This is a genomic window from Flagellimonas meridianipacifica (assembly GCF_003001695.1).
Lineage (GTDB): Bacteria > Bacteroidota > Bacteroidia > Flavobacteriales > Flavobacteriaceae > Flagellimonas > Flagellimonas meridianipacifica.
The window spans coordinates 976,474-1,001,556 of record NZ_PVYX01000002.1 but is presented as its reverse complement, the minus strand read 5'-3'; the positions used below and the strand labels follow the sequence as shown (position 1 = coordinate 1,001,556).

Annotated in this window: 20 protein-coding genes; 12 read left to right on the top strand and 8 right to left on the bottom strand. The window is 39.5% G+C overall.

From position 1 onward, the window contains the following. Positions 1–25: 25 nt before the first annotated feature. The gene (gene katG, locus CLV81_RS14620) at positions 26–2,221 is read right to left on the bottom strand and encodes a catalase/peroxidase HPI (RefSeq protein WP_106145835.1); all 2,196 of its coding nucleotides are present in this window, start codon (positions 2,219–2,221) and stop codon (positions 26–28) included. 346 nt (positions 2,222–2,567) lie between these two features. Here katG and CLV81_RS14615 point away from each other — a divergent pair, with 346 nt between their 5' ends. Next, on the top strand, positions 2,568–3,737 hold the full coding sequence (locus CLV81_RS14615) for a TolB-like translocation protein (RefSeq protein WP_106145834.1): 1,170 nt from the start codon (positions 2,568–2,570) through the stop codon (positions 3,735–3,737). 662 nt (positions 3,738–4,399) lie between these two features. After that, entirely contained in the window at positions 4,400–5,044 is a 645-nt protein-coding gene (locus tag CLV81_RS14610; protein ID WP_106145832.1) for a response regulator transcription factor, read from the top strand. 74 nt (positions 5,045–5,118) lie between these two features. On the opposite strand, the gene dnaK is transcribed toward CLV81_RS14610, so the two are convergent. After that, on the bottom strand, positions 5,119–7,038 hold the full coding sequence (gene dnaK / locus CLV81_RS14605) for a molecular chaperone DnaK (protein WP_106147594.1): 1,920 nt from the start codon (positions 7,036–7,038) through the stop codon (positions 5,119–5,121). A gap of 163 nt (positions 7,039–7,201) precedes the next feature. Here dnaK and CLV81_RS14600 point away from each other — a divergent pair, with 163 nt between their 5' ends. Both CLV81_RS14600 and CLV81_RS14595 read left to right on the top strand, forming a co-directional pair. Beyond that, a complete protein-coding gene (locus tag CLV81_RS14600; RefSeq protein ID WP_106145830.1) occupies positions 7,202–8,623 on the top strand; it encodes an L-serine ammonia-lyase in 1,422 nt (473 codons plus the stop codon). Positions 8,624–8,713: 90 nt separating this feature from the next. Further along, positions 8,714–9,328 carry a DUF4468 domain-containing protein gene (locus CLV81_RS14595; RefSeq protein ID WP_106145828.1) on the top strand — a complete coding sequence of 205 codons (615 nt, stop codon included), beginning with the start codon at positions 8,714–8,716 and terminating at the stop codon, positions 9,326–9,328. A gap of 5 nt (positions 9,329–9,333) precedes the next feature. Here CLV81_RS14595 and CLV81_RS14590 read toward each other — a convergent pair whose 3' ends face one another. After that, the gene (locus CLV81_RS14590; RefSeq protein ID WP_245912038.1) at positions 9,334–9,801 is read right to left on the bottom strand and encodes a nuclear transport factor 2 family protein; all 468 of its coding nucleotides are present in this window, start codon (positions 9,799–9,801) and stop codon (positions 9,334–9,336) included. A 66-nt stretch (positions 9,802–9,867) separates the two neighbouring features. On the opposite strand from CLV81_RS14590, the gene panB reads away from it, so the two are divergent. The 3 genes from panB (at position 9,868) to CLV81_RS14575 (ending at position 11,866) form a co-directional block, all read left to right on the top strand. Next, on the top strand, positions 9,868–10,686 hold the full coding sequence (panB, locus tag CLV81_RS14585; RefSeq protein ID WP_106145826.1) for a 3-methyl-2-oxobutanoate hydroxymethyltransferase: 819 nt from the start codon (positions 9,868–9,870) through the stop codon (positions 10,684–10,686). 113 nt (positions 10,687–10,799) lie between these two features. Further along, positions 10,800–11,150, top strand: a complete 351-nt coding sequence (locus tag CLV81_RS14580) for a four helix bundle protein (protein ID WP_106145824.1) — start codon at positions 10,800–10,802, stop codon at positions 11,148–11,150. Beyond that, entirely contained in the window at positions 11,147–11,866 is a 720-nt protein-coding gene (locus CLV81_RS14575; RefSeq protein WP_245912036.1) for an RluA family pseudouridine synthase, read from the top strand. The genes CLV81_RS14580 and CLV81_RS14575 overlap by 4 nt, the downstream gene beginning before the upstream one ends. Here CLV81_RS14575 and CLV81_RS14570 read toward each other — a convergent pair. Beyond that, on the bottom strand, positions 11,863–13,407 hold the full coding sequence (locus CLV81_RS14570) for a hypothetical protein (protein WP_106145822.1): 1,545 nt from the start codon (positions 13,405–13,407) through the stop codon (positions 11,863–11,865). The genes CLV81_RS14575 and CLV81_RS14570 overlap by 4 nt on opposite strands. A 146-nt stretch (positions 13,408–13,553) precedes the next feature. Between CLV81_RS14570 and CLV81_RS14565 the strand changes: the two genes are divergently transcribed. Together CLV81_RS14565 and leuB are read left to right on the top strand one after the other, a co-directional pair. Further along, positions 13,554–14,726, top strand: coding sequence for a 2-isopropylmalate synthase (locus CLV81_RS14565; RefSeq protein WP_106145820.1), 1,173 nt, complete (start codon positions 13,554–13,556; stop codon positions 14,724–14,726). Between the two features lie 53 nt (positions 14,727–14,779). Further along, positions 14,780–15,898 carry a 3-isopropylmalate dehydrogenase gene (gene leuB, locus CLV81_RS14560; protein ID WP_106145819.1) on the top strand — a complete coding sequence of 373 codons (1,119 nt, stop codon included), beginning with the start codon at positions 14,780–14,782 and terminating at the stop codon, positions 15,896–15,898. Here the strand turns inward: leuB and CLV81_RS14555 are convergent. Further along, the gene (locus CLV81_RS14555; RefSeq protein WP_106145818.1) at positions 15,891–17,135 is read right to left on the bottom strand and encodes a peroxiredoxin family protein; all 1,245 of its coding nucleotides are present in this window, start codon (positions 17,133–17,135) and stop codon (positions 15,891–15,893) included. The genes leuB and CLV81_RS14555 overlap by 8 nt on opposite strands. Positions 17,136–17,263: 128 nt before the next feature. Between CLV81_RS14555 and pheT the strand changes: the two genes are divergently transcribed. Further along, positions 17,264–19,687: a phenylalanine--tRNA ligase subunit beta gene (gene pheT, locus CLV81_RS14550; RefSeq protein ID WP_106145817.1), complete on the top strand. Its 2,424-nt coding sequence runs from the start codon at positions 17,264–17,266 to the stop codon at positions 19,685–19,687. Positions 19,688–19,695: 8 nt separating this feature from the next. Here pheT and CLV81_RS14545 read toward each other — a convergent pair whose 3' ends face one another. Further along, the gene (locus tag CLV81_RS14545; RefSeq protein WP_106145816.1) at positions 19,696–20,217 is read right to left on the bottom strand and encodes a fasciclin domain-containing protein; all 522 of its coding nucleotides are present in this window, start codon (positions 20,215–20,217) and stop codon (positions 19,696–19,698) included. Positions 20,218–20,433: 216 nt separating this feature from the next. Between CLV81_RS14545 and CLV81_RS14540 the strand changes: the two genes are divergently transcribed. After that, positions 20,434–21,153 (top strand): hypothetical protein, encoded by a 720-nt coding sequence (locus CLV81_RS14540; protein ID WP_106145815.1) that lies wholly within the window; start codon positions 20,434–20,436, stop codon positions 21,151–21,153. Between the two features lies 1 nt (position 21,154). Here CLV81_RS14540 and CLV81_RS14535 read toward each other — a convergent pair whose 3' ends face one another. Further along, positions 21,155–22,786 (bottom strand): ABC-F family ATP-binding cassette domain-containing protein, encoded by a 1,632-nt coding sequence (locus CLV81_RS14535; protein WP_106145814.1) that lies wholly within the window; start codon positions 22,784–22,786, stop codon positions 21,155–21,157. Positions 22,787–22,953: 167 nt separating this feature from the next. Here CLV81_RS14535 and CLV81_RS14530 point away from each other — a divergent pair, with 167 nt between their 5' ends. Then, positions 22,954–24,336, top strand: a complete 1,383-nt coding sequence (locus tag CLV81_RS14530) for a TlpA family protein disulfide reductase (protein WP_106145813.1) — start codon at positions 22,954–22,956, stop codon at positions 24,334–24,336. A 63-nt stretch (positions 24,337–24,399) separates the two neighbouring features. Here CLV81_RS14530 and fsa read toward each other — a convergent pair whose 3' ends face one another. After that, positions 24,400–25,056, bottom strand: a complete 657-nt coding sequence (gene fsa, locus CLV81_RS14525; protein WP_106145812.1) for a fructose-6-phosphate aldolase — start codon at positions 25,054–25,056, stop codon at positions 24,400–24,402. Positions 25,057–25,083 lie beyond the last annotated feature (27 nt).

The window sequence follows — 25,083 nt, the reverse complement described above, 5'->3', positions numbered from 1 at the left end:
CTTTCTCTATGTATTTAAGGATGGATTAAGCCAAGTCAAATCTGTCTAAATTCATCACTTTATCCCAAGCTTTGATGAAATCCTTCACGAATTTCTCTTTTGCATCAGAAGCACCATAAACTTCAGCAATGGCACGCAGTTCCGTATTTGAACCAAAAATTAAATCAACACGGGATGCGGTTCCCACCAATTCACCATTGTTATGACCTTCAAATACTTCGTCACCTTGAATGGCTTTCCATTCCGTACCCAAAGTCAAAAGATTAACAAAGAAGTCATTGGATAAGGTTTCGGTATTCTCTGTGAAAACACCGTTATGGGATTTGTCCCAATTGGTATCCAATACACGCATACCCCCTACCAACGCAGTCATTTCTGGTGCGGTAAGTGTTAACAATTGTGCTCTATCCACCAACAATTCCTCTGATTTTACGGAGAATTTTCCCTTTAAATAGTTTCTAAATCCATCAGCGACAGGTTCCAAAACATCAAAGGACTCTGCATCTGTTTGTTCAGCAGAAGCGTCGGTGCGACCTGGTGTAAAAGGAACAGTAACATCAAAACCTCCGTTCTTTGCAGCTTTTTCAACAGCGGCACATCCTCCAAGTACAATCAAATCAGCAATTGAAACAGGTTTGCCAAAATCAGCTTGTATACCCTCCAAAGTTTCCAAAACCTTGGCCAACTGCGCTGGGTTGTTTACTTCCCAATTCTTTTGGGGAGCTAAACGGATACGAGCTCCGTTGGCCCCTCCCCTTTTGTCTGAACCTCGGAACGTAGAAGCCGAAGCCCAAGCTGTAGACACCAATTGCGAAATAGAAAGTCCAGAGTTCAATATCGTTTCTTTCAAGCTCGCGATATCACTGTCATTGATCAATTCATGGTCAACCTCTGGAACTGGGTCCATCCAAATTGATGCCTCTTTTGGAGCTTCGGCCCCAAGATATCTAGACACTGGTCCCATGTCACGGTGAGTCAATTTGAACCACGCTTGCTGATATGCTTCTTTGAATTCTTCTGGGTTCTCCAAAAAGTGACGCGAAATTTTTTCGTACTCTGGATCAAAACGGAGTGAAAGATCTGTGGTCAACATGAATGGATCATTCTTTTTCTGTGAATCGTGCGCATCTGGAAAAGTCCCCGCACCAGCTCCATCTTTAGGTTTCCACTGATGAGCTCCAGCAGGACTCTTTGTAAGTTCCCATTCATATTTGAATAGATTTTCAAAAAACTTATGACTCCATTGAGTGGGTGTCTCGGTCCAAGCACCTTCGAGACCAGAAGTAATCGTATCTGAACCTTTTCCAGTACCAAAATTATTCTTCCAGCCCATGCTCTGCATTTCTATGGATGCTCCTGCAGGCTCGGCTTCAACAAATTCTTCGTCACTTGCCGCTCCATGAGTCTTCCCAAAAGTATGTCCTCCAGCAATAAGTGCTACAGTTTCATAATCGTTCATGGCCATACGTCCAAAAGTCTCACGAATGTCATGGGCCGCCAATAATGGGTCTGGATTTGCATTTGGGCCTTCAGGGTTAACATAGATAAGACCCATATGGGCCGCACCAACCGTGCGTTCCAATTCACCGTTTTCAGCGTAGCGTTCCCTATTTCCCAACCATTCTTTTTCGACACCCCAGTAGATATCTTCTTCTGGTTGCCAAATATCTTCGCGGCCTCCACCAAAAGCGTACATAGGTAATCCCATACTTTCATGAGCTACATTACCGGTCAAAATCAGTAAATCGGCCCATGAAATTTTCTTGCCGTACTTCTGTTTGATTGGCCATAATAGTAAACGTGCTTTATCCAAGTTAGCGTTATCTGGCCAACTATTGAGCGGAGCAAAACGTTGGGCACCAGTACCTCCCCCTCCTCTACCATCGGAAATTCGGTACGTACCGGCGGCATGCCATGCCATACGAATAAAGAAAGGGCCATAATGGCCATAATCTGCTGGCCACCATTCCTTACTATCTGTCATGAGGTCATGTAAATCTTTTTTCACAGCTTCCAAATCCAGTTTCTTGAATTCTTCAGCGTAGTTAAAATCTTCATCCATAGGGTCAGCCAAATTCGAATGCTGACGTAGGATGTTAAGGTTTAAAGAGTTGGGCCACCAATCTCTGTTTGTAGTTCCGCCCCCAGCAGCTTGGTTTAACTCTCCGTTTAGGAAAGGACACATGCTTGGGTCGCCATTGGAATGTGTTTTATTGTCCATTTCGATAGATTAATTGATTCTCTAGGCTAAAAGTACAACCCTAAGTCCATCAAAAAGTATTCTACTCATTAATAAAACTTATTTTTTAATTGGCTCACTTTATAGACTTATTGAAGTTTTGTCTTTTTACTGGTACCAAAAGACACATATAGATGAACGGAATCATTTAGTCGATAAATGGAAGAAACATCATCGATTTTAGCAAAACCGTACCTATCAAATGCAAAATTTATTCGATAAACGGTCATTTTTCGTCGATTAACGTGAAAACCTATGAAAAATTCATAAGTATTCGTTCATTTTCTTTCTCCAACTTTGTCATGTGTTAACCCCCAAATCTAATATCATGACACATTCAATTACCTACAGATTAGTACTTATTTTAAGTTTTACTTTATCCATTAGCCTTAGCGCGCAGACTAGTTTTGATACTGCTGCTCAGCATGAAAACGACCAACGCGTTGAAGACTATCTTGATCTTTTGAAACAAGGATATTCTGAAGTTGAAATCTTTCAGGACCTTGGAAATGCCAATTTCTTGGCGGGGAATTATGAAACTGCTGTTTTTTGGTATGAAAAGTTATTAAGTACCCATGGTATTTCTGCTCTAGAAACTAACTATGAAGGGTTGTTTCAATTTGCCCAAAAACAACTGGAAAAAGGTTCTAATGATTTTCAAAATGAAAAGAATCTTTGGGATGAGCATATCCAATCCCACTATTCTGGTGAAAAACTAAACCAAGGAGTTGCATCCAAAGAAGCAGTTGAAAACAAAATGAAAGGTAAATTATCCACTTTAGACGGGTATATGCCTTCCATGACCGTTACCCAAGATGGTCAGACTGCCTACTTCAGCAAAGCAACATATCAAAAGCCTCTATATGGTGTTTTTTCCAAAAAAGAACTGGTACACGAAATATTTAGGGTTGAAAACATCGATGGTAAGTGGAAGAATGCCACCAAAGTAGCCGTATGCCCAAAATATGCTTCTGCCAAACACCCAACTATTTCTGCAGATGGTAAGCGTTTGTTCTTCGCTTCCAACATGAAAGGAAGTTATGGTAACTACGATATCTATGTGGTTGACATTAAGTCCAATGGAAAACTTGGGATAGTAAAAAATCTTGGTCCTAAGGTGAATACCAAAGAAGATGAACTATACCCTAACTTATACAATGGAACCCTATTGTTCTTTGCTTCGGCAGGTAGAAAAGGATATGGTGGATTGGACCTTTATGCCACACAAGTTGCTAAAAGTAGCCTTACCTCAGCTGTAAATCTAGGTGGACATATAAACAGCAACAAGGATGATTATAGCATTGCTTTGAATCTAGATAAAGGGACAGGGTATGTAGTTTCCAATAGAGGTCAAAACAGCACCATTGCCCAGTATGCTGTTTCTTACGGAAAGCAGAAAAACGAAAACACTGCAGTGGCCAATCGTGAAAATAGATTGAAAAATATATTAAACAGCGAGTCCACAGAAGAATACAGCAATACTGCTTTTGAAGATTAATATACCTTTTGAAAGCAAGTAGGTAATTGAAACAAAAAAATCGGTCAGCTACCTGGGGGTTATTTGATATCCAAAATTGCCAAAAAATAGAGTCCATAGCCAATAAAAGGACAGGGGAAAAGGCAGTTTTATCATAGAAACGGGTTGTACTATTTCAATCTGGCCGATTTTTCCAAAATAGAATAGGATGTCTTATAAGACATCCTATTTTTTTGCTTAATTATCTGAAATATAGGTAATTATAAACTATTCATGATTTTATAACGAGAAAATCGCATAGTTTTTAACGATGCATTTGAACGAAAATTTTTACAATTGAACGATATCAATAGAAAAAAAGTGTAATTTAATTTTTGAAATAGTACTAACCCAAATCTTATGTACCATGAAAAAACTGCGACTCCTTAAAAACCATTTTCGACAGCGGAAGTGATTCTTTTCAATTAAGTTTTTAGCACTTCATTTTGACTTAACGGTGATTCTGTAATCGAATCGCTTATGGAATCCATATCCTTAGTTTAAGGACTGGTATCACTTTGCCTTTTTCAAAGTATTTTGAAGGGTAAAATAGTTCTGGTCCATACTACAGGCAGGCCATGTATTGTCCTTACCCAATGGGTAATGGACTAAAAATCAGATAACCCCCATAATCTATTTTTATCATGAAAACATTTCAAACAAAAATCATCATTATAGACCATGACGAAAAACTACATTTAGCATACAAGAGTTTCCTAAAAGAAGATGACCGATACAAACTCTTGGGCATTTACAAATCCATAAATGAGCTTTTATCCAATTTAGGTAAAGTAAATCCAGATATCATAATATCGGAAGCTTCCTTGCAAGGAATTTCTGGAATTGATGGTATTGATTACATCAGGAAACGAAAAAGCCAAGTCAAGATTTTGATTATGAGCTATGAAAACGATTTTAATTTAGTCAGGGAAGCCTTTAAAAAAGGAGCAAACGGCTATTTGTCCAAGCCTATGAACAAAGAGCGTTTCTTGAATGCCATAAACTCCCTTGAGGAACATGGTGTAATCATGGAGCATGATATTCTCAAAAAAGTTATCAGTTCCTTTCAGAAAAAATCGTTTGAATCTTTTTCAAAAAAGGAAAACCAAATCATAGAGCTCTTAACTCAGGGGTTCACCTATAAAATGATTGCAGATAAGCTTTGCGTGACTCCAAGTGCAGTCAATTTTCACATTCAAAATATCTATGTAAAGCTTAACGTAAACTCAAAATCTGAAGCACTACAAAAGCTCAGGGAATTGGAAGTACGGCGATTAAATGCCGCCTAACTTTTATTTGAATTAGTCCAAAAAAAAATCCCTTGGCTTTCACCAAGGGATTTTTTATTCATATAACGTGGCGTTTATTTCACCTCTTCAAAATCTACATCCTCTACATTGTCACCTTCTCCTGCAGAACCACCAGCGTTTGCTTCTGGTCCAGAGCTTGGGTCTTCTCCAGCCCCATTCGCCTGGGCCTCAGCCTGTGCCTTGTACATCTCTTCGGATGCTGTTTTCCACGCTTCATTGATTTTCTCCAAAGCCGGCTCAATTACTACCAAATCTTTGGTTTCATAGGCTTTTTTCAACTCTTCAAGAGCATCTTCAATAGGCTTCTTCTTATCATCCGAAAGCTTATCCCCAAACTCCTTAAGTTGTTTTTCTGTTTGGAAGATCATTCCATCCGCTTCATTCAACTTATCCGCAGTTTCCTTTGCTTTTTTATCAGATTCCGCATTCGCCTCAGCTTCAGCTTTCATTCTTTCGATTTCTTCTTCGGTCAATCCGGAAGATGCTTCAATTCGAATATCCTGAGTTTTGTTCGTTGCCTTATCTGTAGCGGAAACCTTGATGATACCATTTGCATCGATATCAAACGTAACCTCAATTTGAGGCGTTCCTCTTGGTGCAGGTGGAATACCATCTAAGTGGAATCTACCAATCGTTTTGTTATCAGCCGCCATTGGACGCTCCCCTTGTAGCACATGAATTTCAACAGAAGGTTGATTGTCTGCTGCCGTAGAGAATACCTGCGATTTCTTTGTTGGAATCGTAGTATTTGCTTCAATCAGTTTAGTGAAGACACTTCCCATAGTTTCAATACCCAAAGAAAGTGGTGTAACATCCAACAACAATACATCTTTAACATCACCCGTCAATACACCACCTTGAATTGCAGCACCAATAGCCACTACCTCATCAGGATTTACTCCCTTGGAAGGCTTTTTCCCGAAAAATTTCTCCACAGCTTCCTGAACTGCGGGGATACGAGTTGAACCACCCACTAATATAATTTCATCAATATCGCTCTTGGAAAGTCCAGCCGATTTTAGCGCAGTCTCACATGGAGCGATGGTACGCTTAACCAAATCGTCAATCAACTGTTCAAACTTGGCACGGGAAAGTGTTCTCACCAAGTGCTTAGGTCCAGAAGCAGTTGCGGTTACATACGGTAAATTGATTTCAGTTTGTGCCGAGGAAGACAATTCAATTTTTGCCTTTTCAGCAGCTTCACGCAATCTTTGAAGCGCCATGGCGTCATCTCTTAAATCCAATCCTTCGTCAGATTTAAATTCTTCAGCCAACCAGTCAATAATCTTTTGGTCTACGTCGTCACCACCCAAGTGGGTATCTCCATCTGTTGCCAATACTTCAAATACCCCATCTCCCAACTCCAAGATGGAAACATCATGTGTTCCTCCACCGAAATCGAATACAACGATTTTTTGATCAGTATCTTTTTTATCCAATCCATAGGCCAAGGAAGCCGCAGTTGGTTCATTGATAATTCTTTCTACGGTCAAACCAGCGATTTCACCCGCTTCTTTAGTGGCTTGTCTTTGGGAATCATTAAAGTAAGCAGGAACTGTTATCACAGCTCTTGTAACATCCTGTCCCAAATAATCCTCAGCAGTCTTCTTCATTTTTTGAAGAATCATAGCAGAAAGTTCCTGAGGTGTGTACAAACGACCATCAATGTCTACCCTTGGCGTATCATTGTCGCCTTTGGTAACATTATAAGGTACCCTGTCCGCTTCTTTTTTAGACTCGGTAAACTTGTTCCCCATAAATCTTTTGATGGAATAGATGGTTTTGTGTGGATTCGTCACTGCTTGTCTTTTTGCAGGATCTCCCACCTTAATTTCACCACCTTCTACAAAAGCAATTACCGAAGGAGTCGTTCGTTTCCCTTCTGCATTTGGAATCACCACCGGCTCATTACCTTCCATCACGGAAACACAGGAGTTGGTAGTACCCAAATCTATTCCTATAATTTTGCTCATCTTATCTAAAGTTATGTCTGTTTTCAAAAATAAATCTGCTATCAGAATGTCAATGATTATGCCATCCAAAAGAATATGACAAGCTGTCATATTGATTCCCAAAATAGATAATCAATTATGTGGCAAGAGGTTCCTATCTTTGAAATAGCAAATTGACCTAACCGTGGAATGCATCAGTGTTTTTGATATGCTAAAGATTGGCGTCGGGCCCTCCAGTTCCCATACTTTGGGACCTTGGCGTGCTGCTGAACAATGGCTTTCGGAGCTTAAAGAGACCCAACTTTTTGCTTCAATAAAAGAAGTGACCATAGAATTGTATGGCTCTCTGTCACTTACGGGAAAAGGACATGCCACAGATACTGCGGTCATGATGGGGCTTCTGGGAAAAGACCCAGAGACTGTTCCTACGGAAACCATTCCGGATTTGATTTCATCCATTGTCCAACAAAAAAAACTCTCGCTCGATGGGAAACAAACTATCCCGTTCGATGTAGAACAAAACATAATATTCAAAAAAGAATTTTTGCCCTTCCATGCCAACGGAATACGTTTTTTGGCACGTCTGGAGAATGGCGATACAGTTATTGAAACCTATTACTCGATAGGCGGTGGCTTTGTAGTAAAGGAAGGTCAGGAGTCCAAAGATAAAGAAGCTGTTTTTCTGTGTTTTCCCCATCCGGTTACCACAGGGGACGAATTACTCAAGTTTTGTACAGATTGGGAGAAGCCCATTTCAGAAATTGTTCTTCAAAATGAGCGCTACTTGAGAAGTGATGAAGAAATTGACAAAGGACTGCAGCGTATTTGGGACACCATGTTGCAATGCATGTTTGAAGGATGTCATACACAAGGTATACTGCCAGGCGGACTGAATGTGAGGCGCAGGGCATATGAAATGCACGAAAAACTGAAAGGAAACCTTCTTTATCCCAATGCACATGAATGGTTAAAGGTTATCCGAAAAACTGAGGTGAAATTCCGACAGATTTTCAAATGGGTGAGCTGTTTTGCTTTAGCAGTGAATGAGGTGAATGCTTCACTAGGTAGGGTAGTTACCGCACCTACTAACGGAAGTGCAGGAGTAATACCTGCCGTTCTGATGTACTATATGGTCATTGAAAACCACAAGGCGGATTTTGAGCACGTCAAAAAGTTTTTATTGGTTGCCGGCGAAATCGGAAGCATATTCAAAAAGGGTGCTACCATTTCTGCTGCTATGGGTGGATGTCAGGCTGAAATTGGTGTGTCGTCTGCCATGGCAGCGGGTGCCTTATGTGAATTGTTGGGAGGAACCCCCCAGCAAGTGCTTGTAGCAGCTGAAATTGCAATGGAACACCACTTAGGCCTTACTTGCGACCCTATTGGAGGGTTGGTTCAAGTACCATGTATAGAACGAAATTCCATGGGAGCCATTAAAGCCATCAATGCTGCAGAGCTGGCTTTGGAAACCAACCCTGAGGACGTAAAAGTTCCATTGGACAAAGTGGTGAACACCATGTGGGAAACCGCTAAAGATATGAACAGTAAGTATAAGGAAACCTCTGAAGGAGGGCTCGCCGTGGGGGTCAATATGAGTGATTGTTAATATTGTGCAGGGAAGAGCTTTTACCCTAACTTCTTATTTCAAATTATTTGCTACGGCATAGAATTTGTTTCATTTTTTGAAACGAATGTCATGGTCAAAAAACTACTTTTTTCTCTCCTAATCCTATTCTCCTGCACGATTGTTGCTCAAACCAAAAAGACACGAAAAATGCTGTCCGAAATTAAAGAGCAATGGACATTGGATGACTCTGGCAATGTTACTTATCAAAAAATATTGGAGCTGCCTGAACTTTCAAAGGATATTATCTACCCCAGGTCGTTAAACTTTTTTTCTTATAATCTTGAAAATGAACCTCTAAGCTTGACCGAAGACAGAGAACTTGGCATGCTGCTTGTCAAAGGTGTTTTTGACAGAGTGCACAGCACCGGGGTATTTCTGGATTATACGCATATCCATTGTTTGAACCTAATTAGAATCGATGTAAAAGATGAAAAGGCACGGATTTTAGTAACATTGTCCGCATACGAAATTGAGTCAGGAAATGTAGGCGAGGATGATTTACCCTTGATTTCCTCATCAAAAGTAAATCAAGAGTTTCCCATAAATCCGAGTGGTAGAAATAAAACGATGATGGGGAAGGCATTTTACAAATCGCACATGAGGGCAATTTCGTTGATGGACAAGATTTCCAATGCACTGGAAAATGGAAATACCTCACCTTCATTGGAAGATAGGGATTGGTGATTGGACTATTCCTCAATACACCCTTCTCTACCCCTGGTATCGATTAAATAAATGATTTTCCATTCTCCATCAAAATTTACCATTTGAAAGGAATTGATACCACAATGACTGAAATTGCCATTTAACCAAAATTCATATCCTACCCAAGCGTTGGCCATAGTACGGTCTACTTGAATAGACCAAGAGGTGAGTTTTTCTTCGAATTGAATACTATCGGGAATGCTTACTATAGAAGCGTACAATTTTTCAATCGGTGTAGTTTGAAACAGGGTTTTGCCTTCTTTGTTTCTACCTGTGGTCTGAAGCACTACGTCATCTGCCATAAAACTTTTCATGGCTACGGAATCTTGTTTGTGAAAAGCTTCAAAAAAACCTTCAACAGTTTTTTGTACCAATACCTTGTCGTCCATCTGGGCGTTTATCGAAATAAAAGTGAAGAACCCTAATAAAATACTTGTAGAAAATCTCATCATGTTCGTTTTTGATTAGACTCCAAATTAAACAAATCTGTTTACATTTAGGCTTACAAAATAGAAAGAATGTCTGTCGCAAAAAAAGAATACAAAAGGGTAACCGTAAAGTCTTTAGTGGAAATGAAGCAGAACGGTGAAAAAATATCCATGCTCACTTCATATGATTATTCCATGGCCAAGATTGTGGATGCCGCCCAAGTGGATGTAATCCTTGTGGGAGATTCTGCCAGTAATGTAATTGCTGGACATGAAACCACACTGCCCATTACATTGGACCAAATGATTTATCATGCAAGTTCGGTGGTAAGAGCCGCAAAACGTGCTTTGGTGGTTGTGGACATCCCATTTGGAAGTTATCAAAGTGATTCAAAAGAAGCTTTGCGTTCTGCCATTCGGATAATGAAGGAAAGTGGCGCCCACGCCGTTAAAGTTGAAGGAGGCTCTGAAATCAAACAGTCGGTAACCCGTATTCTTGAGGCTGGAATCCCAGTTATGGGTCATTTGGGACTTACCCCACAATCCATTTACAAGTTTGGAACCTATACTGTGCGTGCCAAAGAAGAAAGAGAGGCGGAAAAACTGAAAGAAGATGCCAAAATGTTGGAAGAAGTGGGCTGTTTTGGGATTGTTTTGGAAAAAATTCCTGCAAAATTAGCGCAAGAAGTTGCAGAAAGTGTATCCATACCCATTATTGGAATCGGGGCGGGAAATGGTGTTGACGGTCAAGTGTTGGTAGTACATGATCTTTTGGGGATGACACACGAATTCAATCCTAGATTTTTGCGTCGCTATATGAACCTTTACGAAGATATGAGCAAGGCCATTTCGGAATATGTTACTGATGTGAAGAGCAGGGATTTTCCCAATGAAAATGAATCGTATTAGATTTTTAGATTACTGGATTTTTGAGCACTAAGTTTTCAGTTTTCTTGTCCTAACATTATATAATATCCAACTTATCAAAGATTGAAATAATTCCCAAATCAATTAATCAAGTTATGCATCGATTTAAAGATTTAGAAATCTGGAAAATGAGCAGGATTTTCTGTTCAGATATTTACAAGACTACATATTCCTTCCCGGAAACAGAAAAGTTTGGTTTAGCAAATCAATTGAGAAGAGCTTCGGTATCTGTTCCGTCAAATATTGCGGAAGGTTGCTCAAGAAAATCAAACAAAGACTTTTCAAGATTTTTGGAAATAGCGATAGGCTCGTTATATGAAATTGAAACTCAATTATTAATTTCGAATGATTTGGGATTTCTTCAGAAAAATAAACTTGACATTCTTCTATTAAATTTAAGTTCTATTATTAAAATGACTTCTAAGTTCAAGTCTTCTCTAAAGTGAACTCCAAATTGTCCAAAAATCCAAAAATCCAACGGTCCGTTCCGTCCAACCTACAGGTGTTGTATGAGGACAATCATCTTATCATCATCAACAAAAGACCTGGTGACATTGTACAAGGTGATAAAACCGGGGATGTTCCATTGAGTGAAGTGGTGAAGGAATATCTCAAAATTAAATACAACAAGCCTGGAAATGTTTTTTTAGGAGTGGTTCATAGGCTGGACCGACCTACTTCCGGTATTGTGGTTTTCGCCCGTACCTCTAAAGCACTTCCCAGATTAAATGCTCAATTTTCTCAGGGGAAAACTCAAAAAACCTACTGGGCCATGGTGAAAAATTCTCCTAAGAAAGCAAACGATACTTTAGTACATTGGTTAGTTCGCAATCCAAAACAGAACAAGTCTTACGCTCATACATCCGAAGTGCCAGATTCAAAAAAGGCAATTCTCTCGTATCGGATATTAAACAAGTTGGATAACTATACACTTTTGGAAATTGATTTGAAAACAGGGAGGCACCATCAAATAAGGGCACAATTAGCAGCCATAGGATGCCATATAAAAGGCGACTTAAAATACGGAGCACAAAGAAGCAATCCCAATGGCAGCATTCACCTACATGCCAGAAGCTTGGAGTTCGAGCATCCGGTCAAAAAAGAACCTGTGAAATGCGTTGCGCCCGCGCCCAAAGACCCTTTGTGGATGCTTGTTGATTAGCGTGAAGCCACTAAAGCCTTCTCTCTAATAATTTCAGAGACAGGTCTGTTTTGAAGATGACTTTCCAACCAAGAAAGAATGTCCAGATATAGAAAAGCACGCTTTTCATAGGGGTGATTTTCGTACTTCTTCAACTCGTTGTAGAGTTTTTGGAATTCATTGTGCAATTCACTAGGATAAATGTCCCCCAAATTTCTAAGAAACTTAATCATCTCACGTTGAACGGCTTGTAAATCATTCATCTTCAAGAGAAATTTGTAGGTGCTTTTCAACTGGACCTCTAGGTGATAATCCATACCAGCTTCATAATGTGCAACTAAACTCAATACACGAGCAAAACACATAAGGTCTTCACGCATTTTCAAGTTTTTGTTCGTGATGATTCTCTTGAGATAAAGAATACAGTTCTTATGGTCAGAGTTTCCAAAATACAAACAAGCAATTTTGTAATATAATAACATCACGTGGTGCTCGTCAATCCGGTCCCTGTGTTTTTTGATTCCATACTCAATGATGTTCACCAAATACAACCCCCTACTAAACGTACCCTCCAGAAAATGAAGGTTTAATTTATTGGAATTCACATATAAAAACGTAAGCGAAGCTATGTTGTCATTTTGAGGGAATTTGGGATGATTTACTTGCGATTCCAAACGTTCCAAAGTATCCTTGAATTGAGTACTGTACTTCACAAAAAACAGGGCCTCCAACAAATAGTGGTTTCCTTTCAGGAAAAAAACAGGATTCAAGGATATCATATCCTCGTTATCGTAAAATAAATCTACCCACTTACTAGCATACTTGTATGCGGATAAAAAATCTTGGGTCAAAAGGCTGTACCATAAATAGGCCTTATAAAGCCAAAGCTTTTCTCGAAAACCTAAATCCTCCAATCGATATGTGGGTAAATGGGAATCAAAATAATCTTTTACGCTTCTAAGATCCTCATCATCTCGCACATACCCTACCTTTAACATCATTCCATACAGTTGTAGGGATAGATTGGACAATTTGCTTGTCATTACGTTATGTTCGGATAGTTCCTTGGCCTGAACGGCCAATTCATCCGCCCTTGCAGGAATACTTCGGGTGATATATTGGGTTTCTATAATTTTCTCAAGCTCCACAATCTCATAAGCCACATTTTTTTCTTCATTGTCAATGGCAAAATTCTTGGCTTTATCCAAAATCTTAAGGCTCTGTTTGTAAAGTCCTTTCTGATATAGAATGGTTGCAAAATCCAACTGCTCCCTAATCTGTACCCGAATATTTTGGTTTACTGGGTTCAAACGAAGGCTCACCAAAATCTGTTTGTAAAGATGTGCCTTGAGGTTCGAAAGTTGTGCTTTTTTTACAATTCCGCTCTCCAAAATCTGCTTCTCATCATACATGCGCATTTTGTCCAATAAATTGAAAAGCGCTAAAAATTTTGCATCAGTATTAACCCCCAATCTACCCACGTACAGCTTAAATTGTCTTTTTTCCGATTTGGATAAAGACTTGATTAATATGAACAATGTATCCTTATGGGCATTTGTCATCGTAAAAAATAAAATTTAAACATCTGATATTCAGATGTTTGATTTATTAAAAACACAATTTAACGTTGTAATGGATTTCTGTGGATTTCTTTGCCAGCAGACTCCTACCATATCTTCGTGATAGGAGTTTAAAACCGACTACACGAATGGGTAAAGATAAGGTACAAATTTTTGATACAACTTTAAGGGATGGTGAGCAAGTCCCTGGTTGTAAGCTAGACACCAAACAAAAACTAGTCATTGCGGAACGATTGGATGAACTGGGTGTTGATATCATAGAAGCTGGATTTCCAATTTCAAGTCCAGGAGACTTTCAGTCAGTGAATGAAATTGCCAAACTAGTAAAAAATGCCACGGTATGCGGTCTTACTCGTGCTGTTAAGAAAGACATAGAAGTGGCCGCTGAGGCTATAAGAGTTGCCAAGAGGCCAAGAATCCATACAGGAATAGGGACTTCGGACTCACATATTAAATTTAAGTTCAATTCAACCCGAGAGAAGATTATCGAACGCGCCGTGGAAGCAGTTTCCTATGCAAAGTCCTTCGTGGAAGATGTCGAATTCTATGCAGAAGATGCTGGAAGAACAGATAACGACTATTTGGCCCAGGTATGCGAAGCGGTCATTAAGGCAGGAGCCACAGTGCTAAATATACCTGATACCACGGGGTATTGCCTTCCTGAAGAGTACGGCGCCAAAATGAAATACCTCAAAGAAAATGTAAAGGGAATTGATAAAGCCATTCTTTCTTGTCATTGCCATAACGACCTTGGATTGGCAACCGCAAATTCAATTGCTGGGGTAATTAACGGAGCTAGGCAGATAGAGTGCACCATCAATGGAATTGGAGAAAGAGCAGGGAATACTTCATTAGAAGAAGTTGTCATGATTCTTCGCCAGCACCCCTATTTGAAACTGGACACAGACATCAACAGCACCTTATTATATGATACAAGTCAAATGGTATCCCAAAAAATGGGAATGCCTGTGCAACCGAACAAGGCCATAGTTGGTTCCAACGCGTTTGCCCATAGTTCTGGGATTCACCAAGATGGTGTAATCAAGCAAAGGGAAACCTATGAAATTATTGACCCGAAAGATGTTGGAGTAAGTCAGTCTTCCATAGTATTGACAGCACGAAGCGGAAGGGCGGCCTTGGCCTATAGAGCTAAAAACGTAGGGTATGAATTGACCAAGCTTCAATTGGACGTTGTTTATGATAATTTCTTAAAGTTTGCGGACAGACAGAAGGAAATATTTGATGAGGACATCCATAAAATCATAGAAACCAGTGATATTCGTATAGCTGATATCGCTTAATCGTATTTATCCCAAATCGAACCGGCGAACTGAACTGAAAATAGTAGTTGTATATGAAACTAAACCTTGCCCTATTGCCGGGAGATGGCGTTGGACCTGAAGTTTTATCACAAGCGGTGAAGTGTCTACAAGCTGTAGAGGAAACCTTTAATCACCAGTTTATTTATAGGGAAGCTCCGATTGGTGCCTATGCAATAGACAAATATGGCACTTCTCTTCCAGAAAAAACCTTAGATCTGTGTAAAACTTCTGACGCTATTTTGTTTGGAGCCATTGGCGACCCAAAATATGATAATAATCCTGAAGCAAAAACAAGACCTGAAGAAGGACTATTGGAACTAAGAAAGTCCTTGGGTCTTTTTGCCAATATTAGACCCGTAAAAGCATTCTCTTCACTGTCCGAAAAGTCTCCGCTTAAGAAGGAAATCATAGAAAATGTAGATTTCATAATTTATAGAGAGTTGACGGGAGGTATCTATTTCGGTGAGAAAAAAACAAATGAGGATGGCACAATCGCCTCCGACCTCTGTGAATACTCGGAGAAAGAAATTAGCAGAGTGGCCCATCTTGCCTTTAAAGCGGCAAAAAATAGGGATGGAAAACTTACTTTAGTGGACAAAGCCAATGTTTTGGAATCTTCTAGGCTTTGGCGCAAAGTAGTATCCAAAATTGCGGAGAGTTATCCAGAAGTAAAACTTGACTATTTATTTGTTGATAATGCAGCTATGCAGCTCATCTTAAATCCGAGGCAATTTGATGTAATTCTTACTGAAAATATGTTTGGGGATATTCTTTCTGATGAAGCAAGTGTTATAGGAGGTTCCATTGGTCTTTTAGCTTCTGCCTCCATAGGTGAGGAAAATGCTCTTTTTGAACCCATCCATGGATCCTACCCACAGGCTAAAGGGATGGACATTGCAAATCCAGTCGCTTCCATTTTGTCTGCGGCAATGCTGTTGGAACATCACAGTCTTTTTGAAGAAGCCATGGCAGTTAGGGAAGCTGTAGACAAAGCTCTTAAGAAAGGCGTTGTGACCACGGATTTGAACGAAAAAAGTCAATATGGGACCAATCAGGTCGGGGATTTTATTGCCGACAACATTGTTGACAGCGATGAACCATTCACAATGAATGATGAAAACATTGATTTGGGAAAATCAACAATCATATAGCCGCCGCTTCATCTTGCGTCAGTTCCTTTATTGTTTTTTCAAATCCCTGGATGTACTCCTCATACTTTTTACCGGTAGCTGGACCGTTAAACCCGGTGTGAATCTTTTTTACATCACCCTTACTATCAATAAAAATGGTGGTTGGATAGGACAGCACATGATTCAACATAGGTAATTTTTCGTTGGCCAGTTTTTTGTTGGATGTTCCATACTGTGCCAATAAAATGGGATACGGAATATTAATTCTATCCTTCAATCGATTAATACTATTCCAAGCTTTGTCTTCAGTTTTGGCGTATTCAAAAGCCAATCCAATAAACTCAATTTCCAAATCAGGATTTTGTTCCAAGTAATCTACATAAAACTTGGTTTCATCCAAACAATTAGGGCACCAAGAGCCCATAATTTGAACCACAACGGGTTTGTTTTCAAATTGAGAATCTTGTAAGCTAACCATAGAACCTTGCCCATCAGGAAAAGAAAAATCAAAAGTTTCATACCCTTCCTTCAGATAGGTAAGACTATTAGCATCGGGAAGTTCAAACGCTTCGTTTCGTTTGGCTATAAACTTTTCCTTGGAATGGTTGCCCGAATAGAACACTCCTTCCAACGAATCCTTGTCTATTTTTGCTGTGAACAGAAATACGTGAGCGCCATCAAAAGTGGATAATTTTAATGAGTCTCCATCAACAACACCTTCCAAAAAGCGATAATCTCCGGTTGTAGTCCTGAAAGTTCCTTCAATTTTATTGCCTTGTTGAACAAATAATCCTTTTGCAGCATACTGCTCCACGGTACCAGGCTCAAAATAAGTTTCCCAGACCCCTGAAATGTTTTCCGTGGGTTCTTTTTCAACTAAAAATCTATCCCTTTTCCCATGGAATGCTTCAAAGGGCACTACCCTATCCAAGCTTTCTTTTATAAAACTTCCCTTAATTTCATTTTCGGTAAAAGTACCGGATATATACCCTTCAAAAACTGGCATTTGGATGCGTATGCTATCCTGGGAAAACGATATTTCATCAACTACCACAACCTCGTCCGCATTATACATTTCAAGTCTATATTGACTTTCATCCTGTTTTTCCAACGTAAAATTAAACGGAAGTTGTTCTTTCTCATCTACCTGCATTATCGCCCACCAATCACCTTCAGCCGGCAATGTTCCTTTTTCTTCCTTTTTACAGGACCATGCCATAAAAACAGTCACCAATAGTAAAAGAGCCCTTCTTTTCATAAGCTTTTCATTTATCGAAGTATCGAAAATACTTCAGAAAACTTACATTACGGACAAGTTGACCGTTAATTATTTACATTGAATCTCTTTCCCTATTGTTTTATATTTGTCCACTTTAAATTTGGGGTATGAAAATTTCTTACAACTGGTTAAAGCAATTCTTGAGCATTGATTGGAGTGCTGAGGAAACTGGGGAGCTTTTGACCGACTTGGGCCTTGAGGTTGAGGGCATTTCGGATTTTGAATCCATCAAAGGAGGTCTGGAAGGTGTTGTAGTAGGTGAAGTTCTAAGCTGTTCCCAGCATCCAAATGCAGATCGCCTGAAAATCACTTCCGTGGATATTGGATTGGAAGACCCAGTTCAGATAGTATGTGGAGCCCCAAATGTAGCAACAGGTCAGAAAGTTCCAGTGGCCACCATTGGAACCACACTTTACACCGCCGATGGTGAACCTTGGCAAATAAAGAAAGGAAAAATCCGCGGTGAGGAAAGCCAAGGGATGATATGTGCGGAGGATGAATTGGGCTTAGGTAGTAGTCATGAGGGTATTATGGTGCTCAGTGATTCACTGATACCTGGGAGCCCGTGTAGCGAAGTTTTTGAAGTGGAGCATGACAAAGTTTTTGAAATTGGCCTTACCCCAAATCGAGCAGACGCAATGAGCCATTTTGGTGTTGCCCGTGACTTAAAAGCTGGATTGGAACAGAAAGAGATACAAAAGGGACTCCTTACTCCATCCACGAGTAATTTTTCCATTGACAATCGTTCCCTCAAAATTGATGTGGAAGTAGAGGAAAACGATTTAGCTCCTAGATACTGTGGGATAACCATAAACAATCTTATTGTACAAGAGTCGCCTGATTGGCTAAAGAATAGGTTGAATGCCATTGGCCTATCTCCCATAAACAATGTGGTAGATGCTACAAATTATGTGTTGCATGAACTTGGGCAACCCCTTCATGCTTTTGATGCCATAAAAATTAAGGGGGGTAGAATTGAAGTGAAACGACTTCCCAAGGGGACTAAATTTGTAACCCTGGACGGTGTAGAGCGTGAGCTACATGAAGAGGATTTGATGATATGTGATAGTGAAAAACCCATGTGCATCGCTGGTGTATTCGGTGGCATTCATTCCGGTGTTACGGAAGACACGACATCCATTTTTTTGGAAAGTGCCTACTTCAATCCTGTTTCCATTCGAAAAACCGCAAAAAGACATGGTCTAAATACAGATGCATCTTTTCGTTTTGAACGTGGGATTGATATAGACCTTACCGAATATGCGCTTAAAAGAGCTGCGGTCCTGATTCGTGAAATAGCTGGAGGCGAAATAAGCTCCGAATTGGTTGATTTGTTTCCTAAAAAGCCTAAAGAAAGACAAGTTTTCTTGACTTTCGAAAAAATCAACTCCTTGATTGGACAAGAAATTCCTAGGGACACCATCAAATCCATTTTGTCTTCCTTGGAAATTAAAGTGAATAATGTCACCGAATCCGGGTTAGGACTTACCATTCCATTTTACCGTGTTGATGTGGAACGCGAAGTGGACGTAATTGAAGAAATATTGCGTGTCTATGGATATAACAACATCGATTTTAAACAAAAATTAAATGCCTCCATTGCGGTTACTTCAAGACTGGAGAACCATACCGTTCAGGATACCATTGGAAATATGTTGGCTTCACATGGTTTTTATGAAATAATGACCAATAGCCTGGTTTCCAAAGAGAATTTAGAAACTCTTTCCTCCTCTAGTGATGCTGTGGACATGATCAATCCCCTGAGTCTTGACCTTTCGGTAATGCGAACCTCAATGCTGCCATCAGGACTGGAGACCATAGCACACAATCTTAACAGACAACAAAACCGACTTAAGCTCTACGAATTTGGTACCACATATCATAAAGTAAAAGACTCGTACAACGAAAAACCGCACCTAGCACTATATCTTGTTGGCAATCGCTTACCTGAAAACTGGTCAGTGAGTAACACCACCACGGATTTTTTCTTTTTGAAAGGGGCAGTAGAGAGCATATTTCAACGTTTGGGATTACAGGATTTGAAAAATCAACCCATTTCCAATAACCCCATTTTTACGGAAGGTCTTACTAGCAGCAAAAATGGAAAACCATTATGCAGTTATGGTATTGTTAGTAAAACGGTTGCAAAGAAAATGGATGTAAAGGTGGACGTACTGTACGCCGATTTTGACTGGAGTGCCATTATGAGCTTTTTAAGGGAAGAGGAAATCGTATATCGCGACATTCCCAAGTTTCCCGAGGTCACCAGGGATTTTGCGTTGTTATTGGATGAAAGTGTCAGCTTTAAAAATGTTTATGACACAGCTTGGCAAACAGAAAAAAAGCTACTCAAAAATGTTAATTTGTTCGATGTCTATCTTGGTAATAATCTTCCTGAAGGAAAAAAGTCCTATGCGGTCAGCTTTACGCTTCAAGATGAGAATAAAACATTGACGGATAAGCAGATTGACAAAATAATGAAGAAGTTGCAGGCAAATTACGAAGACAAGCTTGGAGCTACCCTTAGATAGGCCTGTCCCTACATGCTAGTAGGCACAATCACGCTATCTATTTCGTGTATTATACCATTTTGTTGACTCACATCTGCTTGGATAATTCGCGCTGTATTGCCCAACGGGTCGGTAAGCACGATGTCATATCCTTCCATGTGGGCCTGCAATTTCTTGCCTTGAATGGTGGTAAAGGACGCTTTTCCGTTTCCTCTGCACATTGCTTTTAAAATACGAGAAGCTGTGAGTTTTCCTGCAACAATATGATAACTAACCAGCGATTTAAGTTTTGATTTATCATTAGACGTCATTAACTGCTTCAGTTTATCAGAAGAAAAACGTTGAAATGCAGCATCAGAAGGTGCAAATACGGTGAACGGTCCTGATTTTTCCAATACTTCATCTATCTCAGTAGCCTCTACGGCAGCTATCAACATACTATGATTTCCAGAAGCTCCGGCTGATGAAACGATAGACTTAGTCTGAGCAAAAGATTCGACAAAAAAAAGAAAGGAAAAAGCAAGTAGGTAATTAATGATTGGGGACTTCATTTAAGTGTTCTTTGGGGCTTAAATTCACTAAAAGTTTGTTTGATTTTAACGTCGAACGGTAAAAATCATCGGTAAGATACATTTTTTTTCTCAAAAGTTGCTCAGCTTAGTAACATTACTATTGTTTTAACAAAATGTTAACATTTTAATTCCCTTCGACTATTGCCCTTGACAACTTCTTATGGTTAACTTTGAGTAATTGCTAAGAAGAAAACGATGATATTTCAAAACACCAACATTGAGCAAATTCTCTCCCGGCTCAAAAACAAAGAACTTTCAGAGAACCGTATTTTGGACGAGGTACACGCTATCTTAGATACTACCGTAAGCCCGCAAGAAAAAATAACTGAAGAACTCAAATCAAAAAAAGCTATTGAAAGCAACAATTTTGTATTTGACTTACTGGAGACATCGCGGATTTATCACATTGATCAAATCAAAAAAATCTGTATAGATTATCGATTGCGTTTTTTGGATTCTAAATACTTCAAAGGACAAATACCACAAAAAGCCTATGATATAATCAAGGAAATGGAGGCCCAACATGATACCGATATTAAAGGTTTCAAGATAATGGCTCCTTCCAAACTCTTCAAATTAGAGGATAAAGATGATCCACTTTTGTTTGCTCCAATAGGAAACGGTTATTTCTATTTGATTCACAAATGGGGAAATGACCTAAGTCCATTTAGAAAACTTTTGGTTTGGCCGTTTAAAGGTATTGTGAATCTTACGTTGCTCACTTTGGTGATAAGTTACTTTGCCACCCTACTTGTACCCAACGGCTTGTTTTCCAAAAATGATTCGGCAACAGAATTCTGGATTATTTATTTCTTTATGTTCAAGTGTATTGCTTCCGTTGTAATATTTTACGGGTTTGCATTGGGCAAAAACTTTAATCCAGCTATTTGGAACAGCAAGTATTTTAACGCATAGTTTAAACCGCTGCCATTTCATACATTTTCTCCCGCTGTGCTTTGATGTTCTTGTCAGACATATAGTCATCAAAACTCAAGTAGCGGTCTATGGCTCCTTTAGGCGTTATTTCTATGATTCTGTTAGCGACCGTTTGCACGAATTCGTGGTCGTGGGTGGTTAAAAGTACCGTCCCTTTAAAATTTTTCAAAGAGTTGTTGAAGGCTGTAATACTTTCTAAATCCAAGTGATTTGTAGGTTCATCCAATAATAGAACGTTGGCTCTTAAGAGCATCATACGGCTCAACATACAGCGTACTTTTTCACCACCTGATAAAACGGTGCTCTTTTTAAGGGCTTCTTCACCACTGAACAACATTTTTCCCAGAAAGCCTCGAACGTATACCTCTTCCCTTTCTTCTTCTGTTTTGGTCCACTGACGTAACCAGTCTACCAAATTGATATCGTCTTCAAAATATTCGGCATTATCGGCCGGCAAGTAGGACTGTGTAGTGGTAACTCCCCATTGATAGGTGCCGCTATCGGCCTTTGTCTTGCCTGAAATGATATTGTAGAAAGCAGAGGTTGCTCTAGAATCCCTTGAAATGATGGCTACTTTGTCTCCTTTGGCCAAATTGATATCCACCCCTTGGAACAATATATCTCCATCATCAGAAGTAGCTGCCAGTTTTTCAACATTCAGGATTTGGTCCCCAGCTTCACGCTCACGTTCAAATATAATTGCTGGATATCTTCTGCTTGAAGGCTTTATTTCATCTATCTTGAGCTTATCCAACATTTTCTTCCTAGAAGTGGCTTGCTTACTCTTAGCTACGTTCGCACTAAAACGTTGAATGAATTCTTGAAGCTCTTTAGCTTTCTCCTCGGCCTTCTTGTTTTGTTGGGCTCTTTGTCTGGCTGCCAACTGACTACTTTGGTACCAAAACGTGTAATTTCCAGAATACACATTGATTTTCCCAAAGTCAATATCCGCAATGCTAGTACATACCGCATCCAAAAAGTGCCTATCGTGAGATACTACAATAACAGTATTGTCATAGTTGGCCAAAAAATTCTCCAACCATTGAATGGTCTCGTAGTCCAAATCGTTGGTAGGCTCATCCATAATCAACACATCTGGATTCCCAAAAAGGGCTTGAGCCAAGAGCACGCGAACTTTCAGCTTGGAATCCATATCGGCCATTTGAGTGTAATGTAAGTCTTCAGGAATGCCCAAATTGGACAAAAGTGCAGCAGCATCACTATCGGCATTCCAACCGTTCATTTCTTCAAACTGCACTTGTAACTCCCCTATCTTCTCAGCATTTTCATCCGTATAATCAGCATAAAGGGCATCTATTTGAGTTTTAATATCAAAAAGAGGCTTGTTACCCATCACCACTGTTTCCAAAACTTGGTGTTCGTCATGTGCATTGTGGTTTTGTTCCAATATGGACATTCGCTTCCCTGGCTCCAAATGCACATGTCCAGAAGTAGGGTCTATTTTTCCCGACAAAACTTTTAGAAAGGTGGATTTCCCCGCTCCATTGGCACCAATAATGCCATAACAGTTGCCTTCCGTAAAAGCCACATTTACCTCATCAAACAACACTCGCTTACCAAACTGGACCGATAAATTGGATACTGATAACATCTCTCAAAATTTTTGGCAAAAATAGATAAAACCCTTATGTATTTCCAATAGAAATGGAGATATTTAAAAATCAGAAAAGCAGGGTTTTACAACATTTAACTAGCCATTAACAAGGCAGTCGTCAGGTATGTTTAAATTTGTAGGTCGAATATGATGGAGATTTTTGTATGACTAGACTATTACTCGGCCTCTCTTTCCTATCTATAATTGCGTGCTCCGACAAAGCTAAAGAGTGTCCGTCCGTTATTCTCAGCGGAGAAATTGTGAATCCCACTAGTGACTTTGTGGTTTTGTATAAAGACGATGCGGTTATAGATTCTGCCAAGCTGAACAACAACGACCATTTTTCATTCAAACTCCAGGGTATTGAAGAAGGGCTTTACCATTTTGACCATAGCCCCGAATTACAATATGTATATCTTCAAGAAGGAGATAGCCTACTTATCCGTTTAAACACCATTGAATTTGATGAATCGTTGGTCTTCTCAGGCGAAGGTGCCGAAATAAATAATTTTCTTATTGAAATGTTCTTGGCCCATGAAGATGAGGAAATGATGATTTACAATTTTTATAAACTACCTCCAGCTGAGTTTAGCCAGAAAATAGATTCACTTCGTTCAAAGAAAATTCAACATCTAGAAGAATTGGTCAAAGAGAATGATTTAACAGAGAAGGTTTTCTCTATGGCCAAAGCCTCAATTGACTATAACAGTTATCTCTATAAAGAAAAGTATCCATTCTACCACAAAAAGAAGACTGGAGAGGAAACCATTCATGATTTAGACAATTCTTTTTATGGATACCGGAAAACCTTGAATCTTAATGATCACAACTTAACATATTTCCGGCCCTACTTTGATTTCATGAAACATCACCTAGGAAATCTAGCGTACATGTCATGTATGAAGGACTGTTCTGCGAACGGAGAGGTTGTAATCAGTCATCTTCATTTTAACAAGCATATCCTAAAATTGGTGGATAGTTTGGTTCAAGTGCCTGAGATAAGAAACAATCTGTTCCGAAACGTGGCTATGGATTACTTACTTAAAGAACATAACACCAATGAAGAATCAAGGATTTTCATAGATAAGTTCAAGAGGCTTTCTACTAATGAAGAGCATAAAAAGGAAATCGCATACCTATATGAAGGCATTCAAAGTCTTCAACCCAATAATAGCTTACCCGATCTTCAGGTTTGGAATGCAAATAACCAACAAGTACATCTCAAAGAAATCAGTAAGCAGAAAAAGACCGTTTTCTACTTCTGGACCTCTACCCAAAAAAAGCATTTAAAGAATATATTATCTCACGTAGCCTATCTGGAGAAAAAACATCCTGACCACAATTTTGTGGGTATTAGTATAAGAACCTCTCAACCTCAGTGGCTTAAAACTCTTGAGGAGTTTAATCTCGACAAAAGTAGACAGTTTAGGGGAGAAGATTTTGAGAAAGTACAAACCACAATGATTGTGGATGGCCTCAACAAATGCGTTATTGCTGAGGACACACTGATAGTGGATGCCTTTGCCAACCTTTATAAATCTTTCTAAATAAAAACAACCCTGAACTTTCATTCAGGGCCTTGGTAATCATAATATCTTAATTGTTTTTTCTTAAGAATTTCCCTTCTTGTAATCTGCCAAGAACTTTTCAAGACCTATGTCTGTCAAGGGATGCTTCAATAATCCTTCGATAGCCGACAACGGACCGGTCATCACATCAGAACCAATTTTAGCACAATCAATAACATGCATGGTATGGCGTACCGAGGCGGCCAATATTTGCGTTTCAAAACCATAATTGTCATAAATTGTTCGGATTTCCGCTATCAGATTAAGCCCGTCGGTTGAAATATCGTCCAATCTGCCAATAAAAGGAGATACATAGGTGGCGCCAGCTTTAGCCGCCAACAATGCCTGTCCAGGAGAGAATACTAGTGTGCAATTGGTTTTAATGCCCTTATCTGAAAAGTATTTTAATGCCTTTACCCCATCTTTTATCATAGGCACTTTTACCACAATCTGCTCGTGCAATGCGGCAAGCTCCTCTCCTTCTTTCACCATGCCCTCAAAATCAGTGGACACAACTTCCGCAGAAACATCGCCTTCAACGATGGAGCAAATATCAACATAGTGCTTTAAAATATTCTCTTTTCCGGTAATCCCTTCCTTAGCCATAAGTGAAGGGTTTGTGGTCACCCCATCCAAAACCCCAAGTTGTTGGGCTTCTCTTATTTGGTCAAGGTTGGCCGTATCGATAAAAAATTTCATACGTTCTTGTTGTTTAGATTTTAATCC

Bases quoted from the DNA above. Each gene is read 5' to 3' on its own strand.
- katG (WP_106145835.1), bottom strand. From the start codon at position 2,221: ATGGACAATAAAACACATTCCAATGGCGACCCAAGCATGTGTCCTTTC.
- CLV81_RS14615 (WP_106145834.1), top strand. From the start codon at position 2,568: ATGACACATTCAATTACCTACAGATTAGTACTTATTTTAAGTTTTACT.
- CLV81_RS14610 (WP_106145832.1), top strand. From the start codon at position 4,400: ATGAAAACATTTCAAACAAAAATCATCATTATAGACCATGACGAAAAA.
- dnaK (WP_106147594.1), bottom strand. From the start codon at position 7,038: ATGAGCAAAATTATAGGAATAGATTTGGGTACTACCAACTCCTGTGTT.
- CLV81_RS14595 (WP_106145828.1), top strand. From the start codon at position 8,714: ATGGTCAAAAAACTACTTTTTTCTCTCCTAATCCTATTCTCCTGCACG.
- CLV81_RS14590 (WP_245912038.1), bottom strand. From the start codon at position 9,801: ATGATGAGATTTTCTACAAGTATTTTATTAGGGTTCTTCACTTTTATT.
- panB (WP_106145826.1), top strand. From the start codon at position 9,868: ATGTCTGTCGCAAAAAAAGAATACAAAAGGGTAACCGTAAAGTCTTTA.
- CLV81_RS14580 (WP_106145824.1), top strand. From the start codon at position 10,800: ATGCATCGATTTAAAGATTTAGAAATCTGGAAAATGAGCAGGATTTTC.
- CLV81_RS14570 (WP_106145822.1), bottom strand. From the start codon at position 13,407: ATGACAAATGCCCATAAGGATACATTGTTCATATTAATCAAGTCTTTA.
- CLV81_RS14565 (WP_106145820.1), top strand. From the start codon at position 13,554: ATGGGTAAAGATAAGGTACAAATTTTTGATACAACTTTAAGGGATGGT.
- leuB (WP_106145819.1), top strand. From the start codon at position 14,780: ATGAAACTAAACCTTGCCCTATTGCCGGGAGATGGCGTTGGACCTGAA.
- CLV81_RS14555 (WP_106145818.1), bottom strand. From the start codon at position 17,135: ATGAAAAGAAGGGCTCTTTTACTATTGGTGACTGTTTTTATGGCATGG.
- pheT (WP_106145817.1), top strand. From the start codon at position 17,264: ATGAAAATTTCTTACAACTGGTTAAAGCAATTCTTGAGCATTGATTGG.
- CLV81_RS14545 (WP_106145816.1), bottom strand. From the start codon at position 20,217: ATGAAGTCCCCAATCATTAATTACCTACTTGCTTTTTCCTTTCTTTTT.
- CLV81_RS14540 (WP_106145815.1), top strand. From the start codon at position 20,434: ATGATATTTCAAAACACCAACATTGAGCAAATTCTCTCCCGGCTCAAA.
- CLV81_RS14535 (WP_106145814.1), bottom strand. From the start codon at position 22,786: ATGTTATCAGTATCCAATTTATCGGTCCAGTTTGGTAAGCGAGTGTTG.
- CLV81_RS14530 (WP_106145813.1), top strand. From the start codon at position 22,954: ATGACTAGACTATTACTCGGCCTCTCTTTCCTATCTATAATTGCGTGC.
- fsa (WP_106145812.1), bottom strand. From the start codon at position 25,056: ATGAAATTTTTTATCGATACGGCCAACCTTGACCAAATAAGAGAAGCC.